Source organism: Trichormus variabilis 0441 (assembly GCF_009856605.1).
Lineage (GTDB): Bacteria > Cyanobacteriota > Cyanobacteriia > Cyanobacteriales > Nostocaceae > Trichormus > Trichormus variabilis.
Genome location: NZ_CP047242.1, coordinates 4,913,910 through 4,931,770 on the forward strand (window position 1 = coordinate 4,913,910; position 17,861 = coordinate 4,931,770).

The window sequence follows — 17,861 nt, forward strand, 5'->3', positions numbered from 1 at the left end:
GTCATTGGTCATTAGTCCTTAGTGTTTAGCTATGAACTGTTGACTATTGACTATGAACTATTGATTATGAACTATTGACTATGGACTATTGACTATGGACTTACTGCGATCGCTACCTTTAGGATTATACTTAGAACAACCGCAAACTTGGCTACATAAACTCGATCCGCGAGTCAAGTTTATCTGGTTGATGAGTTTTCTTACCAGCTATAGTTTTGCCAATAACTTCTGGCGTGTACTACTGGTAGCATTATTAATCCTTTTTACTGTCATTGCCAGAATACCCAGGCGAGTGTGGCAACAGCAGATGGGTTGGTTGCTAACATTATCATTTTTTGTGTTGGCGATCGCTGCCATTAGTCCTGATGGATTGGGTGTAGACTATCAATCACGCCTACCAGCTAACCCGCAAGTTTTAACCCAGCCAGCTAATACGAATAATCCTGCAATAGCCACAGAACAATTAAAAAGCAGTAAAAGCTATACTTACGTGCTGTTTCACAAAGGCCCGGTGAAAGTAACTCGCCGTTCTTTAGATTTAGCGGTGCGCCTAAGTACAATTATATTCACTGTTATCTACAGCACCAATTTATATCTATTGACAACCGCACCAGAGGAAATTACAGCTGGTGTAGAAAGCCTCATGCAGCCTCTACGACGATTCAAAATACCTGTAACTGAAATTACCTTGACTTTAACTTTATCCTTGCGTTTTATTCCCTTAGTCTTAGAAGAAGTGCAGAACTTAGTCCGTTCTGTTATGACTAGGGCGATTAACTGGAAAAAATTGGGCTTAAAAGGTGCAGTTAAAGTTTGGTTGATTGTCGCCGAGAGACTGTTAGAAAATTTGCTATTAAGGGCATCACAAATGGCCAGCGCCATGATGGTACGCGGTTTTACCAGTCCCAACGAACATCGAGTCCCTTGGCACGAGCTACGCTTAAAATTATGGGATTGGTTAGCGATCGCCTCTTTAACCATATTCTGGGGAATCAGAGTGGTCTTTGGCAATCAAATTTAATAGCAGCTAGGAGAAGACACAGGGAAGCAACTGACAACTGACAACTAAACTAATGACCAATTACAAATTTCCTCTAAAACTGTAGCAATGCAGACTGTTGTTAGGAACAGTTATTAGGAGAATGCGCCTGTGGGCTATTTTGCTCCAACAAACGATAATTATGGCAACATGGAGAGAAGTTAGAGTAAACAGCAGTATGAGAGTCTGTGCCTACAACTTCAGAGGGCGCATCCCCATGTCACTGGACACCGCAAACAAACGCATCAGGGATTTTCAGCGTTGTCGATAATTTTTCTATTCCCCTGCTTCTCCGCAATTGCTCCCCTACCTCTTCTCTTAGCATCTTCTACCTACAGGGATGAGATCAAGGTCTTTACAAGCTCCATTTAAGGGTAAAATTTGCTGATTCTCACCTGACTTTATGCAAATATTCCGGCACAAGAGGTATTATTGTCCGAATATTTGTCTTTCACTGCGAAAAAAAATTATAGATTCTCCTACTCGATTGATAGATGAATCCAGAAAACTCGGAAACCTACATAAATCACCCTACTTGGGGTTTGCTATATCGGATCTGCATGGTTGATGAAAGCCAGGATCTGTTCACAACACTTTACGCTCAACGCTTATTCTTTCTAGTAGGGAATGACATTAAAGCTATAAAGTTTCAACCGATAGGACGCACTGAGGCAAGAATGTTGTTAGAAAATCGCTTGCGTAATTTGCGCCGCAATGGTCAATCACAGGAGTACGATCAGCTTCAGAGTGTTTTCCAACGCACCTTCCAATGATTAGTTCGATCAACGAACGTATTACTCACATTCGGGCTTCCCTACCGCCTTCAGTCAGGCTAATTGCTGTCACAAAGCAAATGCCGACTGAAGTTATTCGTGCTGCTTATGCTGCTGGTGTCCGCGATTTTGGCGAAAATCGTATCCAAGAAGCTGCTAGTAAGCAAGCCCAGTTACAAGACTTACCAGATATTACTTGGCACTTTATTGGACATTTGCAAGCGAACAAAGCCAAAAAAGCTCTAGAACAATTTCAATGGATTCACTCTGTAGATAACTTGAAACTAGCACAGCGTTTAGACCAATTAGCGCAACAGCTAGGAGTCAATCCTCAAGTTTGTCTACAGGTGAAAATCCTCCCAGATCCCAATAAGTCTGGTTGGAGTGTACCAGAACTGCTGGCAGATTTACCCGCACTCAACCAGTGTAAAACTTTACAAATTCAGGGTTTAATGACAATTCCACCTTTTGGTTTAAATGATGCGAAAATTCTTCATGTATTTAATAGCACTTCCAAATTAGCAGAAGATATTGCTGAACAAAACTGGGATCATATTCACATGGAGCAGTTATCGATGGGTATGTCAGGGGACTACCAACTTGCAGTACAAGCTGGAGCAACGATGGTACGATTGGGAACCATATTATTTGGCCAGCGTACTTAAGACATATTACTCAGATTTTTTTTCTAGTATCAAATAGCCCTGGGTATGAATTACGGACAATAATTTTCTATACCAGTGTAATAAATTACAAAATTTTTACTGTAAACAAAAGTAAATAATCACGAGAAAGCACTAAAAATAACTTTAGTCAACTTTCTTTCGGATAATTGTTGGGATATAATCTTGACTCAATTATTGTATCTAGGTTAATGTACAGGCGTTCCCAATAGCGCCAGTCCATTGCCAATAGCAGTAGTAGATGCTACAAATAGCGATAAAATTAATAGGCTATTTGCCCTTTGTAGCTAGTTAAACAGCTACATCAACGATTAACCGGATAGTTAGAGGCAATTTGCAGAAGGAGTGCAACTAATATGAACAATATATTTTCTAAACTGCGAGACTTTGTTGGTCTCAATGAGCAGGTAGAATACGAGTACTACGAAGAAGAAGCAGATACAGATAACTACCAAAACCTGTATCAACAAGAAAATCCCCAACCAGCACCAGCAGAGGCTGCCCCAAACAATCGACGTTGGCGCGAACCCATGACTACAATGGGTGATGACGTAGCAACAGGAACAAAATCTGCGATGGGGAATGTGATTGGTATGCCAGGAGCAATTAACGGGATTTCTGAAGTATTAGTGCTTGAACCTCGTACATTTGAAGAAATGCCCCAGGCGATTCAAGCATTGCGCGAACGTAAATCAGTAGTGCTGAACTTGACCATCATGGACCCAGATCAAGCACAAAGAGCTGTTGATTTTGTTGCAGGTGGAACCTACGCGCTAGATGGACATCAAGAACGTATTGGCGAAAGTATCTTTTTGTTTACCCCCAGCTGTGTGCAAGTTAGCACCCAAGGTGGAGTTATTCATGAAGTACCCCAACCCCCAGCACGTCCAGCACGTCCGGCTTCAACTAATCCACCAGCTTGGGGCAACGAAACCAACCGGATGGCACAATAAAGTTAAATTAGTCATTAGTCCATAGTCAAGAGTCCAAATTAGAAAATTTTTGACTATTGACTATTGACTATTGATTAACGAATAACGACTAACGACTAATGACTATAAAATTTGGTTTAATTGGTGGCGGGGTAATGGGAGAAGCGCTCTTATCCCGCCTTATTGCGCGGGGAATTTATCAACCATCAGAAGTCATAGTCAGCGAACCGCAAACAGCGCGACAAGCTTTTTTACAGCAAAAATATCATGTGGGTGTGACTACAGATAACAGTTTGGTATTCACACAAGCTCAAGACGTTGTATTCTTGGCGGTGAAACCACAAGTGTTTAGTGCGATCGCTCAAGAATTAGCAGATACAGTATTCACAGACCATTCCCCCCTTGTCGTCTCTATTCTCGCAGGGGTGTCTTTAAGCCAGCTAGAAGCGGCATTTCCCCAATCACCAGTCATTAGAGCTATGCCCAATACCCCAGCCACTGTAGGCGCAGGGATGACCGCTATCTGCTCTGGTGCATACACTTACGCCCAACACCAGAAATTGGCGCAACAAATTTTTTCGGCAGTGGGGGAAGTAGTCGAAGTTTCCGAAAGTTTGATGGATGCAGTCACTGGGCTTTCTGGTAGCGGCCCGGCTTATGTCGCTTTATTAGTAGAAGCCCTCGCTGATGGGGGAGTGGCATCCGGGTTACCTAGAGGAATTGCCAATCAACTGGCGTTACAAACTGTGCTAGGAACAGCCCAATTATTACACGAAAGTAAACTCCACCCAGCCGAACTCAAAGACCGAGTTACCAGCCCCGGTGGTACTACCATCGCGGGGATTGCCCAACTAGAAAAAGCGGGATTTCGTTCAGCCTTAATTGAAGCCGTCAAAGCAGCTACCTGGCGATCGCAAGAATTGGGCAAATAGTCCATAGTCTATAGTCCGTAGTCCATAGTCCATATTTTGAATTTAGACTGTTGACTAATGACCATTGACTATTGACTCTTAACTAATGTCGAAGTTGACAAAAGACTCGTTAATATAGTAAACAGTCTGGTTGAAAAATTAATTGAGTGAATTATCCCGCGCCGTCTCCCGAACTGGACTTAGGGTTGATATTTCCCTTTGATCTGGATCAGTTTCAAAAAGATGCGATCGCGTCCCTTAACGCGGGACGCTCTGTTGTCGTGTGTGCGCCCACAGGTTCGGGCAAAACTTTAGTAGGAGAATATGCCATTTATCGTGCTTTAGCACGGGGGAAGAGGGTGTTTTACACCACTCCCTTAAAGGCGTTATCTAATCAAAAATTACGTGATTTTCGTGAGAAATTTGGGTTTGAGCAAGTTGGACTGTTAACTGGTGATGCTTCCATCAACAGAGACGCGCCAATTTTGGTGATGACTACCGAGATTTTTCGGAATATGCTCTACGGTACACCAATCGGGCAAGTCGGTATCTCTCTTGTGGATGTGGAAGCGGTGGTACTAGATGAATGCCACTACATGAACGATCGCCAACGGGGTACAGTCTGGGAAGAGTCAATCATTTACTGTCCTCGTGGAGTACAGCTAGTAGCCTTATCCGCTACTGTCGCCAATAGTGACCAACTTACCGATTGGCTAAGTCGCGTCCACGGTCCCACTGATCTGATTTACTCTGATTTTCGCCCTGTACCCTTAGAGTTTCACTACTGCAATCCCAAGGGACTTTTTCCCCTGTTGAATGATAGCAAAACTAAAATTAATCCCCGTCTAGCCAATAGAGGTAAAAAACGGCAAGGGGATAGAGGCAAAAATGGCAGACCAGAAGCCCCCAGCCTTATCTACACTTTGAACCAGCTTCAACAAAGAGATATGCTGCCAGCGATTTATTTCATCTTCAGCCGTCGGGGATGTGATAAAGCCGTAGCGGAAGTGGGGGATTTATGGCTAGTTAATAACGAAGAATCCCAGATACTACGACGACAAATAGATGATTTTTTAGCTCGTAACCCCGAAGCCGGTCGTTCTGGACAAATAGCCCCCCTTTATCGAGGTGTTGCGGCTCACCATGCCGGGATTTTACCAGCTTGGAAAGTTTTGGTAGAAGAACTATTTCAACAAGGGCTGATTAAAGTCGTATTTGCCACAGAAACCTTGGCAGCCGGTATTAATATGCCTGCCCGGACAACGGTTATTTCCACCCTATCCAAACGCACCGACACCGGACACCGCCTCTTAAACGCATCGGAATTCTTACAAATGGCGGGTAGGGCTGGCCGTCGGGGGATGGATAAGCAAGGTCATGTGGTGACGGTGCAGACTCCTTTTGAAGGCTCAAAAGAAGCGGCCTATTTAGCTACATCCAAACCAGACCCCCTAGTCAGTCAATTTACCCCTAGCTATGGTATGGTTTTGAACTTACTGCAAACCCACACCATAGATGAAGCCAAGGAACTGATCGAACGCAGTTTTGGACAGTACATGGCGACTTTGCATTTAAGACCAGATTACGAAGAAATTGCGGCTTTAGAGGGGGAATTAGCCAAACTACAAGAGCAAATCAACGCCGTTGACGAAAGTGACATCCTTATCTATGAAAAATTACGGCAACGGTTGAAAGTAGAACGTCAGCTATTAAAGACTCTACAAGAACAAGCCCAGGAGGAGCGACAAGAACAAATTAAAATGCTCTTGGATTTTGCCATTTCGGGAACCCTGTTGAGTCTGAAGGGTAAAAACATTACAGCGTCTACACCCATAACAGCCGTCTTAGTTGGTAAAACCTCAGGTTCTACTCAATCTGCTTGCTTAGTCTGCTTGGGACAAGATAACCGATGGTATGTTGCCTCTACTGCGGATGTGGTTGATTTATATGCTGAATTACCACGGGTAGATGTGCCGCCAGATATCCTACCACCACCAGAATTGATACTCAAACCAGGGCAATCCAGTCGTGGTGCAAAGGAAACAATGGCGATCGCTCAAAGTATCCCCGATCCTCAACAATCTCTGCATCTCTCCCCAGAGGTAGCCGAACAACTCAGCCGCACCGCCGCTATCCAAGCTCAATTAGAAGCCAATCCCCTGCATCAATCGGGTAATGTGTCCACGGTTTTCAAAGCCCGCGCCCGCTATGTGGAACTGGAAGCCGAACTCGAAGAAATACAGGCGCAAGTAGAACAGCAATCTCAGCGCTATTGGGAAGAATTTCTCAATTTAATTACCATCTTGCAGCAATTCGACTGCTTGGATAATCTAGTCCCCACCGCACTGGGTCAAATCGCTGCTGCTATTCGTGGGGAAAATGAACTGTGGTTAGGTCTAGCTTTAGCTAGTGGGGAGTTAAATAACTTAGACCCCCACCATTTAGCAGCCACTATCGCCGCTTTAGTTACAGAAACTCCCCGTCCAGATAGCAGGGTTAACTTCAACCTTTCCCCAGAAATAGACGACGCTTGGTCGAGATTACAAAAGACCCGTCGCGCTGTCTTAAAGGTGCAGTACCGACACGGTGTAGCCTTACCTGTAGGTCTGGAAAATCGCTATATCGGCTTAATTGCCCTTGTGGAACAGTGGGCTTTAGGAATCGAATGGGTTGAACTTTGCCAAAACACCACCTTAGATGAAGGTGATGTAGTGCGAATTTTACGCCGTTCTTTGGATTTATTATCCCAAATACCCCACGTTCCTAATTTGCCTGATGTTTTACAGCGTAATGCCTACCGTGCCATGCAACTGATTGATCGATTCCCGGTGAATGAAGTTGTGGAATAGGAAATGGGAACTTGTAACAAAAGTTATTTCTTTGTGAATAATGGGAAATGAAGAAAAGGGAATTGTAGAAACTAAGAACGAAGTTATTTTTCTACGCCGAGGTGAATTGTGAACCCATCTCTTCCAGCCATTGCTACCACCTTAGCTTTACTACTGGGATATTCAGCTAACCCAGTAGTTGCACTACCAACTAACAATCATCAAAACCTGACCATAGCCCAAACACCACAGTTAACAGATACCTTAATTGTCCCAGGGGAAAGGGTCGGCCCAGTGACACGCAAAACTACTAGGAGAGATTTAGCCAAAACTTTCGGCGCATCCCGCTTGGTTGATAAAACTATTGCTGGTGCTGAAGGTATAGGTAGTTTTGCTGCTACCCAAGTAAATCTCAGTCGTGGGCGCTCATTTTTGGTGGTCTGGAGCGATAAAACTCGGACGAAACCCTCAGATGTGCGCGAATTGGGTAGTGCATGGAAAACTCGTGAAGGTATTGGAGTCGGAACTCCTTGGAGTGAGTTACGCAATAAGTTAGGTAACTTTAAACTATATGGACTGGGTTGGGACTACGGCGGTACAGTTTTGTTAGAAAGTAGCAAGTTATCACGCTACCAAGGAAAATTGCTTGTACGGGTAGATGCGGCTACCAATGCTAGTGAGAGATATCCTAAGGACTACCAAGCAGTTTTAGGAGATAGTACTTTCTCTTCTAGCGATCGCCACTGGAAACCTTTAGGGATGAAAGTATCACAGTTAATTGTTATCCTCAATCCCAATTAATAAAACTGGCCAATACCTAAATCACTAGGTGATCCAAATTATCCCATTTTCCCCTACCTGATGGAAAAGTAGGCGATCGCTCTCACTTCTTACAGGCGCTATACATGAATGCTTATGTATTTGTAGCTATTTGACCAAAAATTTACCTGCTCTTAACTTAATTAATAGATTTAATGGGAAGATATACAGATAGCTAATTTGTAAAGAAAACTTTAATAATATCAAGTCCTTACTAGGTAAGACTTTTAGCGAATAGGCGCTTTATTAGCCCAAATCACTGAACTCTTACAACACAACTACTTTACTTACGTTTACAAATTAGCTTTCGATGTCTACCCTAAATCAAATAATAATGGTTAATTTTAGTGTAGCTATATGTACTTACAACGGAGCTAGCCGCTTACCCCTAGTTCTAAATAAGCTTAAAGAGCAAATTAATACAGAACACTTTACATGGGAAGTTATTGTTATCGACAATAACAGCACAGATAACACATCACAAGTTGTACTTGAGTTCCAAGCAAACTGGCCTCTATTCTGCACTCTTAAATATTTTTTTGAACCAAAGCAAGGTTTAGCCTATGCCAGACAAAGCGCAGTAGAAAAAGCCAGAGGTGAATTTATTGGATTTCTCGACGATGATAATCTACCAACTGTAGATTGGGTAGCGTCTGCCTACGATTTTGGTTGTAAACATCCTCAAGCAGGCGCATATGGTGGTCGTATTCAAGCTAATTTTGAAAATAATCCTCCCCAGGACTTTAAAAAATTAGCATTGTTTCTCGCAGTGATTGATCGTGGAGCAAATGCTTATATTTACGAACGACGTAAAGGTGTACTTCCACCAGCAGCAGGATTAGTAGTTCGTAGAGAAGTCTGGTTAGAAAATGTACCTAGCCAACTATTCTTAGTCGGTAGAGTTAAAAAATCTATGCTTGCAAGCGAAGATTTAGAAGCGCTCGTATATATCCAAAATGCTGGTTGGGAAATTTGGTATAATCCCGCAATGCTTATGTATCATGAAATACCTCACTGGCGACTAGAAAAAAATTATCTAATATCGTTAGTGCGTGGTATTGGATTAGCGAGACACCACATCCGTATGCTGCGTCTGCAATCCTGGCAAAGACCATTGTTTTTTATCATCTACTTAATCAGTGATGTCAGGCGTTTAATGATTCATTTATGGAAGCATAAAGAGAATATTAACGATAATTTAGTTACAAGTTGTGAGTTAGAGTTTCTTTTAAGTAGCCTTGTTAGTCCATTTTATCTTTTATGGATACATAAAAACAAGGAAAAAAGTTATTCTTAATGTATGCACTTGCTTGTTAAGGGTTACAGCAGTCTTGTTTTCTCAAGAAAAAAGATTGAATTCATAAAGGCAGCCCTTGACAAGCAAGATATTAGTGCAAATGTTTGATTTTTTTAGATCTACTTGTTTAGACAAACAATATCATAGGGTTTCTGGAATTAGATAATTATGTTCTTTCCCAGAACGGATATACCTAAATAAGCTGGCTTTATGTTGTCTAAGTTTCATGGAATAAATGCAGCAGAGTTTATAGAAAAATAAGATTTTTTGGCACCTTTAAATTAGGCGAATCTGTAGAAAAGTTTTTTGAACATAATAAAATAACAAGTTAAAATATGATGAGTCTCTCTAGCGCAGAAACCATTAGAGCATCTCTTCACAATGCTTTAGGAAAAATAGAAAGTTTTAAATCGTGTGCGTTACTTGATTATCCAGATCATCCTAATATCGGAGATCATTTAATATGGCTTGGTGGGGTAATTTATCTGACCAATGTTATGAAAACCCAGATTAAATATACTTGTAGCCTACATAATTTCTCTCCAAAAACGTTGGAAGATAATATTGGTAAATCACCCATAGTGTTTCATGGGGGTGGCAATTTAGGAGATTTATGGACTGAACAACAAAAATTTAGAGAAGGGATTATTTCCAAATACCGCGATCGCCCGATTGTTATTCTACCCCAAAGTTTATATTTTAGGCATGAGGTTAACTTAATAAAAACAGCGAATATATTTAATTCTCATCCTAATTTAACTATATTTCTGCGTGATGAACGTAGTTATAAAATAGCAAGAGAAGCTTTTGATAAGTGCCAAGTATTTAAGGCACCTGACATGGCTTTTCAGATGACGGACTTACAAGATATTTTCCATATTCAAAATAATAAATCATCAATATTGTATCTTTCTAGAAAAGATAGAGAAATCAATCAAAAGCAATCAGAGAATATTTTTGATTTGCCTAATTTAGTAGTTGAAGATTGGATTGCCTATGAATGGAAGTTTGGACATCCTACGAAAAAATTAGCCAAGTACGTTTCTACTTTATATAGAGAGGTATGGCAAAGGGGACTAGCTACTCCAATTGAATGGAATTCTCGACAAAAATGGCAAAATTCGTATCCATATGAAGTTGAATTCAATCATGTATATCAACCATCCATACATCAACTATCATGGAGTTTAATGCACAGTGGTGTTTATCAATTAAAGCAACATAGACTAGTTATAACCAATCGCTTACATGGACATATTATTTGTGTCCTTTTCAATATACCTCATGTATTTTTACCAAACAGCTATTACAAGAATGAGGCTTTCTACGAAGAATGGACAAAAGAAATTCCTGATTGCAGGTTTATTAAGGATACTTCCGAAGTAAAAATTGCTGTTGAAGAGCTATTAGCGTCAAGTACGGGTAAAGCAATCAATTAATATGGCTGTTGAAGGATTTCAAGGCTTTGTATTGTCAGGGTTTTGTCTTAGCCTGATGCCCTAATGATCTCAAAAATGCGACGTAGAGCTGATTCTCACATAGTAGAATCATCTCTACGTGAGTCTATCAGTCTGGACAAAAATTACGTTTTTTGATTATCTGACTTAAATCTACCTGCAAGAAAATCTCGTTTACCTAAGTGCTTGGTTTGACGTTTAGTAACTCGCTCTCGCCACATCCGAAAACTCGATTCTTTCATTTCGCGTCTCATGAGGGCGATTACCTGTTTCTCCAACAGCCCAAATTGAGCTTCAATTGCTTCAAAAGGAGTTCTGTCTTCCCAAGCCATTTCAATAATGCGGTCTATAGTTTCCATATCTAATTCTGGTAGTTTCATAATATTGAGAATGGGAAAAAGCAATCTTTAAGCACTCTGTTCTGTTTCTGTTGTTAGTTTCTGCCCAATTTTTGGTTCTGTACCTGCTAGCAAACGCTCAATATTACTCCGGTGACGCAAAATAACATACAAGCCACCAGCGATACCAAATAAAATGTAGGGTAAGGGTTGCTGTAAAACCACCATCACAATAGAGACGGCGATCGCCCCCATGATGGAACTAAGTGATACAATCCTTGATATTGCTACCACAACAGCAAATACACCAAAGGTAGCCAAACCCACCTGCCAATTCATGGCTAATAAAATCCCTAAGCTGGTAGCAACAGATTTGCCGCCTGTAAAGCCTAAGAAAATTGATTTACTATGTCCTAAAATGGCGGCTATACCTGCTAGAGTCACTAACCAAGGTTGCCACAGTTGAACATTTACCGTTGTAGGAATCAAATTTTGACTAGTGGCAAAGTTGAATAAATAGTCAACTAAAGCGATCGCCAATACGCCTTTTAAGCAGTCAAGTCCTAAAACAAATGCTCCAGGCCCTTTACCCAAGGTTCTCAGAACATTGGTTGCTCCAGTGGAACCAGAACCCACTTCACGAATATCAATCCCCTTCAATTGTTTTACAGCAATATATCCCGTAGGAAAAGAACCCAACAGGTAAGCCACCACTACCACTGCACCGCATAAACTCAACCACAAGCCCATAATCGATTCACCAGAATTGATAGTCTATGGTCTATAGTTTACACTCCACCAGTTTTCGAGTCATGACTTTTGCAGCTAGTTATTGCTTACACCAACAGAAATTTCTGACTCTTCATCTCTTGTCCGTTCTTCCCCAGGTACTGAATCGGAGAATTCAGCCGAGGGTGGTAAAGAAACGGTGATATCAGCCCCGTTGATAATAACTCCCACTAGTCCTAGTTCTGCTTCCACTAGTTGATCAATGGCTTCAGCCATCATACTGTCTTGTGTATAGTTAACTCGTGATACGAGTACTATGCCATCACTATAGGGTTGAATTAACAAGGGGTCATTAGATACACTTAACGGACTAGTATCTAAAATAACTAAATCATAGCGTTCTCTCACATCTTCCATGAGCCGCCGCATTTCGCTAGATTCTAAAATAGCGGCAGATTGACGCACAGGCCCAGGGCTAGGGATGATGTATAAATTTTCGACTTCAGGGACTAAGCGAATACATTCACTTAAGCTGCCATAATAACGCAGGGGTTCAAGTGTGGCATCCTCGTCGGGAGAAACTCTCAAAGAGGTGGAACGTGAAGGCGATCGCAAATCTGTCTCAATGATCAAGGTTCTTTTGCCAGCGCGGGCGGAGGCTATACCCAGGTTATAAGCGCTGGTTGTTTTACCTTCCTGGCTACTAGTACTAGTTACCAAAACCACTTTTAAGTTTCTACCACCAATGCGCCTTAAGTTACTGCGTAATTTCTCATAAAACTCTAAATACAAAGAATCTAGAGAAAGGATGACAGGTAGAGCTTCCGGTGGTAAATCATCCACTGGCAATACAGGTATTTCTCCCAACATTGCCACATCCCGTTGTTTGAGGCTGTCTCTGATAGCTTCTCTGGTGCGGAGTGTTCCTTCCAAGGAACCTAGTAAGAAAATCACCCCACCACCGACTATCAATCCTAAGAAACCACCTACCCCCAAGGTTAAAGGTACACTTTTGGGTTTTTTGGCATCAGCCGCTACCACGGGGGGTTGAGCAATGCTAAAGCTGCTTACTGTCTCTGCTTCGGCTGTTTGAGCATCGGTGAGCTTGGCTTGCATTTGATCATAAACTGCTTTCTTCAGCCCTACTGCTTGTTCTAAGCGCGATCGCTCTAATTGTTTGTTGGGTATTTGGGAATATTCTTGCCGCAGCCGGATTTCATCTCGTATTTGCTGGGCTAATTGTTGTTGTAGGGTTTCTTTTTGCGTTTGCAAAGCTACCATCTGGTTAGCTAGCTGCTGTCGGGCTGGATCTAAACTACTTTGGGCGCGGATACCACTAATATTTGTTGCTAAGGGTGCTGCTGTACCACCACCGCCAATTACTTCCGCCGCCCTTTGTTGGAGTAATTCTTCAGATGCTTGTTTTTGACGCTGCAACTGAATCATATTTGGGTGTTCTGGGCGCAAATCTTTACGAAGTAAAGCGATTTGTGATTCTGTCTGATAAATTTGCGATCGCAAGTTGGCGATAATTGGGTCAGCACTCAACGCCGAAGAAACATAAGATTGACCGACATCTAAACCCAACTTATCTTGCAAGCTGAAAATCTGCGCCTCAATTCCCGTAATAGTTTGGCGAATTACCCGTTGCTGATTTTGGCTACCAGTAACAGCACCAAGTAAACTACCATTTTCTGCGGCTAATATAGCAGGTCTTTCCCGGCGATCGTACTGTTCCAATCTTTTTTCGGCTGCTTGTAGCTCAGACCTTGCTTGTGGTATCCGTTCATTGATTTTGCCAATAATAGCTTTTAGTCGCCCAGTATTAATATCACTACTGAGCTTGACCATTGCCTGCATCAGCTCCAGCAATATTTCCTGCGCCCGCTTGGGATCACTATCTTTATATGCCAGAGAAATGACATTAGATTCTAATTCTCCAGTACGTGAGTTTCTTCTCGGCGGTGTAATCGCTACGCTGGAAGCAATTCTTCTTGACGGAATCTTCACCTTTGCCGACACATTATCAATTACTTGATCTGATAGCAGAACTTCCTGGTTTAATTCCTGACCTTGTTGCTGAATTTCGCTACCTGTCGTAGAAAATGATACCGGGGGTCGAGAATATGTCAGTGTGCCGCTTGCTGTATAAGTAGGTGCTGGTTCTGGTTGGATAGCCACCACTGTTGACCCCGCTACAACTAAAGCAAAGCTGGCTAATCCAATCCATTTATATTTTTCAAAAGCAATAATATAGCTCTTAACAATTGGTGGGGTCATAAAAGAGACATATAAAATTAATGAAAATTTATGCGGTCAATCAACAAAATATTGTCACACTTAGTAGCTATTATTCATCATTCATGATTCATAAGTCACCTGATTCACTTAATTCTTTATTTTCTGACATCAGTATCAATGCGATCGCGTGCAAAAACACTTTACCTTTGTAATACGGAGAAATTTAATTACTTAATTAATGTATCCAGTACAAAGGTGAAATTTCCGTTTCCCCAATCTCCCCAGCAGTTGATTATCTTTTAGCATTCCCTGACTACCGACTAAAGGTATCAAAGAAGTTGAGAAATGAGCGGACATTAAAGAATGGTTGGGTAATAGTACTGAGGAAATTTGTAATCCTGCCAATCAAGTTTCGTCCAACTACAATAACATCATTATCTTGTAGTGGCACATTCTGAGATACATCGCCTTCTAAAGCCTTTTTCCCATCTAGTCTTTGTGTAACTGCCTTGCCACGTTCCGGGTCAAAACGGACTAAAGCAATATCCCTAACGTTAGCAGTATCAAGATTAATTCCACCTAGTGCATCTATAAAAGTACTCCCATTAGGCAAAGCTTGAGTTACAAGACCACCAGCAGCATAGTTCAATACCCGGACTCTAATTTGTGGTGTCGCCAAGGTTGAACGGGCTACTAAATTGCGGTCATAACCGTCGTCTGTGCCGATTTCGCGGCGGGGAATAATTAACGCATCGCCATCTTGCAAACGTAAACTAGGTATTGAGCCATCATTTTGTAATGCGGCATATAAATCAATGGTTTGCGAAATTGCCGAACCATCAACTAATCGCCGACGTACTTGCACTTGGCGCAAATCTGCGCCAATGGTGGAACCACCCGCTACTTGCAACGCATCCCCAATTCGGGGTAGTGCAGCATTCAAGTTATAAATACCTGGTCTGAAAACCTCTCCACTAATACTAATTTGTACTGGACGCGGGTTAGCTAGGGTGACGACAAAAAGCGGATCATTAAGAATCTGGCTCAAACTCAAACGGATTTTTTCTTGTGCTTCTTCCAAACTTAAGCCTTGTACAGATACAATTCCTACCTGGGGAACGACAATATTGCCTTCTGCATTCACTTGGGCTTGAAAACTTGCATCTGGACGCTGTGAAGACAAAGATAAAACTACTACAGGATTAATCACAAAACGATTCAGCAAAGAGCGAATCTTTTCTTGTGCTTCTAGCAAGGTTAAACCTTGTAGGGGAACAGTCTCCAGTAGCGGCACTATGATATTGCCTTCTGGATTAATTGCTGCTTGAAAACTCAAATCTGGAAAGCGTTGGACAACAACGCTAACTGCATCTCCCGGCCCCAAGCGGTAAGCACCAGGTGGGCGTTGAAATGTGACATTGATTACATCACCCGATCCCAATAAGTAACGGGTAAATTGGGGAGAAGTTTCGTTATTTGGATTCTGGGGTACAGCTTCCGTCTCTGGTGGAGGTGTAGGAAATAGTTGCCCAGAAGGAGGTAAAGTTTGAGCAATTACAGGCTGAAAGGGCGTAGCCAAGAAAACCCCTACCTGTATACTTACAAGGGATAAAGCGCAGAATGCACGCATATAATCATTGAAAACTATTAACATTGTTGAATTCAGAATATACCGCAAGGAGTAGCTGCCATTATGAACTAATTTTTAAATGGCCCGCCCATCAATGTGGATTGTACTGTTTCGCCTATAGACTTGGCTAATGGCCAAGTAGTTTCCACCTGACCTAAAGGTTCCATCGGAATGAGAATACTGACAGCTACCCACGGAGCGCGACTCTTGTGCAATTGTGCTAACTGATCCGCCAAAAACCAGCGCAATGGAGATGAATAGCCACCATTGGGTAAGGCATACCATTGCAGGACTGCAAAGGTTTCCTGATCCGTAGATACACGAAAAAACATGGCTTCAACTGGAACTTTTCCATTTTCCCCGACATTCCCAGGTTTTGTGGCGGTAAGTTGAGCAGAACGTGATTGTGCTACATCCCATTTCCCCCAGCGTAATTTTCCCCAACCACTAACATCTGTCCACTCTACTTCTGGTTGATTTTTGGGGCCGTTTTGCGGCAGTAACAGCAATAGTGCCTGATTGTTGGAACCTGCTTGCTTAAGAATCTGCAAAGACCACTTATGTTGGCCGATAACTTGTTCTATTTGATTAACAGTTTGCCAGCCAGGAAGATTTAAGCCTTTACTCCGTATTTCTCTCAATTCTTTGAGGTTGGCAATAGATGGTGGTTGTTTCCACTGCCAACGTCCACTCAGATAACCAGGTACTGCTCCCACTGTCAATAATAGTAGGAATAACAAAAGCACTATCCAAGTAGTTAAGTGCTTGTGGTTGAGAAATTTAGATAAAGGGATCATTAGTAAAAATTGCTATATTTACGCAAAATTTTACTGGAAAAAATGACACTATAGGTTCAGTAAAATCGTCAGTCTATCTACGTTTATACCCTAGAATCTGTACAACAAATTTATTCACTCTGTCCAAGTATATGAAGTCTTGGTAAATTTTCTTTGCCAGATACCCAGAATTTACTTATAGATCAATACGGTTCAAGTAGGGGAAGTAGGGGAAGAAAGAGGGTTATTTTCAGAATGATTCTCTTCCCCTACCTTCACCAAAAAATTTCTTAACCGAATCTTCTATGTAATAATACCTGCACGATGATGATTTAATCAGTAATCTCAGGTGAAATTAGCTGGCTTTCTCCCTCTATTTCACTCTCTAGAGGTGCGGAAAAATAATCACTCATCCTATTCAATATTGGTATTAAAGACAACAGCATCAAAGCAGAGTAGAGGTCGCCTCCCCAGCTATCGTGTAGCCATTTAAAAGCTGCTTCTTGGCCTGTGCCATGAAAAAAGCTAAGTATGGTGTTACGGATGATATTGGCAATTACACTAATAAGAACAGCAGTCGATAAAAACCAAACAGTTGTGCGGCGAGAAGATAAATTATCTGTCCAATAAAGCAGCATCAAACAAACGTAGATAGTTGTGAATAACATCTTTAAACCCGCACAGTAGGGAGCTACTTCAACTATTCTGCCAGATACGTAAATATTGATACCATCAACAACTGCATCCATACCAAACTGATTGAGAATGAAACCAGCTGTACCTGCAATAAAGCTTTGCAAAGGAAAAGTATAAGGAGCTATGAGATAAGGCATAGCTGTTGGGGTGGCTAAAAATAGCAGAAGTAAGGGAAAGCCTTGTAATTTCAAGCCAGGAAAACCCTTAAACCACAAGCATAATCCTGCCAAGATTGCGGGGAAGGAGAGATTCACCCATTCGGTAACACCAGTCAAATAAAACACTGCCCCAATGACGAGTAAAGTTGCTCCTAAGGGATGGGTTTTATTGGGTAGACGTTGCCATTGTTTGCGGTTACCCCAACTCAGATAAGCAGCAAATGGGATGCCGATAATGCCATGACTGAAATATTCGTGTTCTGTGCTGATGGTTTTATACAGCCAACCGTTTAACCAATGTAGTAAAACAGGAGCATATAGCAGGGCCAAAAGACCTAAAATGCCTATGCCTAATAATTGATCCGTGTTTCGGGTTCTAATTTGTTGCTGAAGTGACATAAGCGTAAGCAATTCAAATTTTAAGTGTTCAAAAATCAGAATATATAAGTTGATCAACTCTCTTTGAGGGAGTTCAAAATTACGAATGCCATTGGTAATTGGTAATTATGAAAACACCAATTACTTATTACGATATAGGAATCCGATTTGATTAT

Annotated in this window: 15 protein-coding genes; 9 read left to right on the forward strand and 6 right to left on the reverse strand. The window is 41.7% G+C overall.

Features of this window, described 5'->3' with window-relative positions:
- Positions 1–94 precede the first annotated feature (94 nt).
- The 9 genes from GSQ19_RS20210 to GSQ19_RS20250 all read left to right on the forward strand — a co-directional run bounded on the left by GSQ19_RS20210 (position 95) and on the right by GSQ19_RS20250 (position 10,721).
- Positions 95–1,021, forward strand: coding sequence for an energy-coupling factor transporter transmembrane component T family protein (locus GSQ19_RS20210; protein ID WP_011319646.1), 927 nt, complete (start codon positions 95–97; stop codon positions 1,019–1,021).
- A gap of 512 nt (positions 1,022–1,533) precedes the next feature.
- Positions 1,534–1,812: a transcriptional coactivator PipX gene (gene pipX, locus GSQ19_RS20215; RefSeq protein WP_010994661.1), complete on the forward strand. Its 279-nt coding sequence runs from the start codon at positions 1,534–1,536 to the stop codon at positions 1,810–1,812.
- Positions 1,809–2,477, forward strand: a complete 669-nt coding sequence (locus GSQ19_RS20220) for a YggS family pyridoxal phosphate-dependent enzyme (protein ID WP_011319647.1) — start codon at positions 1,809–1,811, stop codon at positions 2,475–2,477. Before pipX ends, GSQ19_RS20220 begins: the two co-directional genes overlap by 4 nt.
- Positions 2,478–2,851: 374 nt before the next feature.
- A complete protein-coding gene (locus GSQ19_RS20225) occupies positions 2,852–3,448 on the forward strand; it encodes a cell division protein SepF (protein ID WP_011319648.1) in 597 nt (198 codons plus the stop codon).
- A 98-nt stretch (positions 3,449–3,546) separates the two neighbouring features.
- Positions 3,547–4,359: a pyrroline-5-carboxylate reductase gene (proC, locus tag GSQ19_RS20230; RefSeq protein WP_011319649.1), complete on the forward strand. Its 813-nt coding sequence runs from the start codon at positions 3,547–3,549 to the stop codon at positions 4,357–4,359.
- 146 nt (positions 4,360–4,505) lie between these two features.
- Complete coding sequence (locus GSQ19_RS20235) at positions 4,506–7,187, forward strand: DEAD/DEAH box helicase (RefSeq protein ID WP_011319650.1); 2,682 nt, start codon at positions 4,506–4,508, stop codon at positions 7,185–7,187.
- A gap of 108 nt (positions 7,188–7,295) precedes the next feature.
- Positions 7,296–7,967, forward strand: a complete 672-nt coding sequence (locus GSQ19_RS20240) for a hypothetical protein (RefSeq protein ID WP_011319651.1) — start codon at positions 7,296–7,298, stop codon at positions 7,965–7,967.
- Between the two features lie 352 nt (positions 7,968–8,319).
- Positions 8,320–9,282 carry a hormogonium polysaccharide biosynthesis glycosyltransferase HpsE gene (gene hpsE / locus GSQ19_RS20245; RefSeq protein WP_242035372.1) on the forward strand — a complete coding sequence of 321 codons (963 nt, stop codon included), beginning with the start codon at positions 8,320–8,322 and terminating at the stop codon, positions 9,280–9,282.
- A gap of 335 nt (positions 9,283–9,617) precedes the next feature.
- Positions 9,618–10,721 carry a polysaccharide pyruvyl transferase family protein gene (locus GSQ19_RS20250; protein WP_011319653.1) on the forward strand — a complete coding sequence of 368 codons (1,104 nt, stop codon included), beginning with the start codon at positions 9,618–9,620 and terminating at the stop codon, positions 10,719–10,721.
- Between the two features lie 143 nt (positions 10,722–10,864).
- On the opposite strand, the gene GSQ19_RS20255 is transcribed toward GSQ19_RS20250, so the two are convergent.
- The 6 genes from GSQ19_RS20255 to crtB form a co-directional block, all read right to left on the reverse strand.
- On the reverse strand, positions 10,865–11,119 hold the full coding sequence (locus tag GSQ19_RS20255) for a TIGR03643 family protein (RefSeq protein WP_011319654.1): 255 nt from the start codon (positions 11,117–11,119) through the stop codon (positions 10,865–10,867).
- A gap of 27 nt (positions 11,120–11,146) precedes the next feature.
- Entirely contained in the window at positions 11,147–11,827 is a 681-nt protein-coding gene (gene plsY, locus GSQ19_RS20260; RefSeq protein ID WP_011319655.1) for a glycerol-3-phosphate 1-O-acyltransferase PlsY, read from the reverse strand.
- 75 nt (positions 11,828–11,902) lie between these two features.
- Complete coding sequence (locus GSQ19_RS20265) at positions 11,903–14,086, reverse strand: GumC family protein (RefSeq protein ID WP_011319656.1); 2,184 nt, start codon at positions 14,084–14,086, stop codon at positions 11,903–11,905.
- Positions 14,087–14,360: 274 nt separating this feature from the next.
- Positions 14,361–15,701: a polysaccharide biosynthesis/export family protein gene (locus GSQ19_RS20270; protein ID WP_011319657.1), complete on the reverse strand. Its 1,341-nt coding sequence runs from the start codon at positions 15,699–15,701 to the stop codon at positions 14,361–14,363.
- Between the two features lie 44 nt (positions 15,702–15,745).
- The gene (locus GSQ19_RS20275; protein ID WP_011319658.1) at positions 15,746–16,474 is read right to left on the reverse strand and encodes a cyanoexosortase B system-associated protein; all 729 of its coding nucleotides are present in this window, start codon (positions 16,472–16,474) and stop codon (positions 15,746–15,748) included.
- A gap of 311 nt (positions 16,475–16,785) precedes the next feature.
- Positions 16,786–17,706: a cyanoexosortase B gene (crtB, locus tag GSQ19_RS20280; RefSeq protein ID WP_011319659.1), complete on the reverse strand. Its 921-nt coding sequence runs from the start codon at positions 17,704–17,706 to the stop codon at positions 16,786–16,788.
- Positions 17,707–17,861 lie beyond the last annotated feature (155 nt).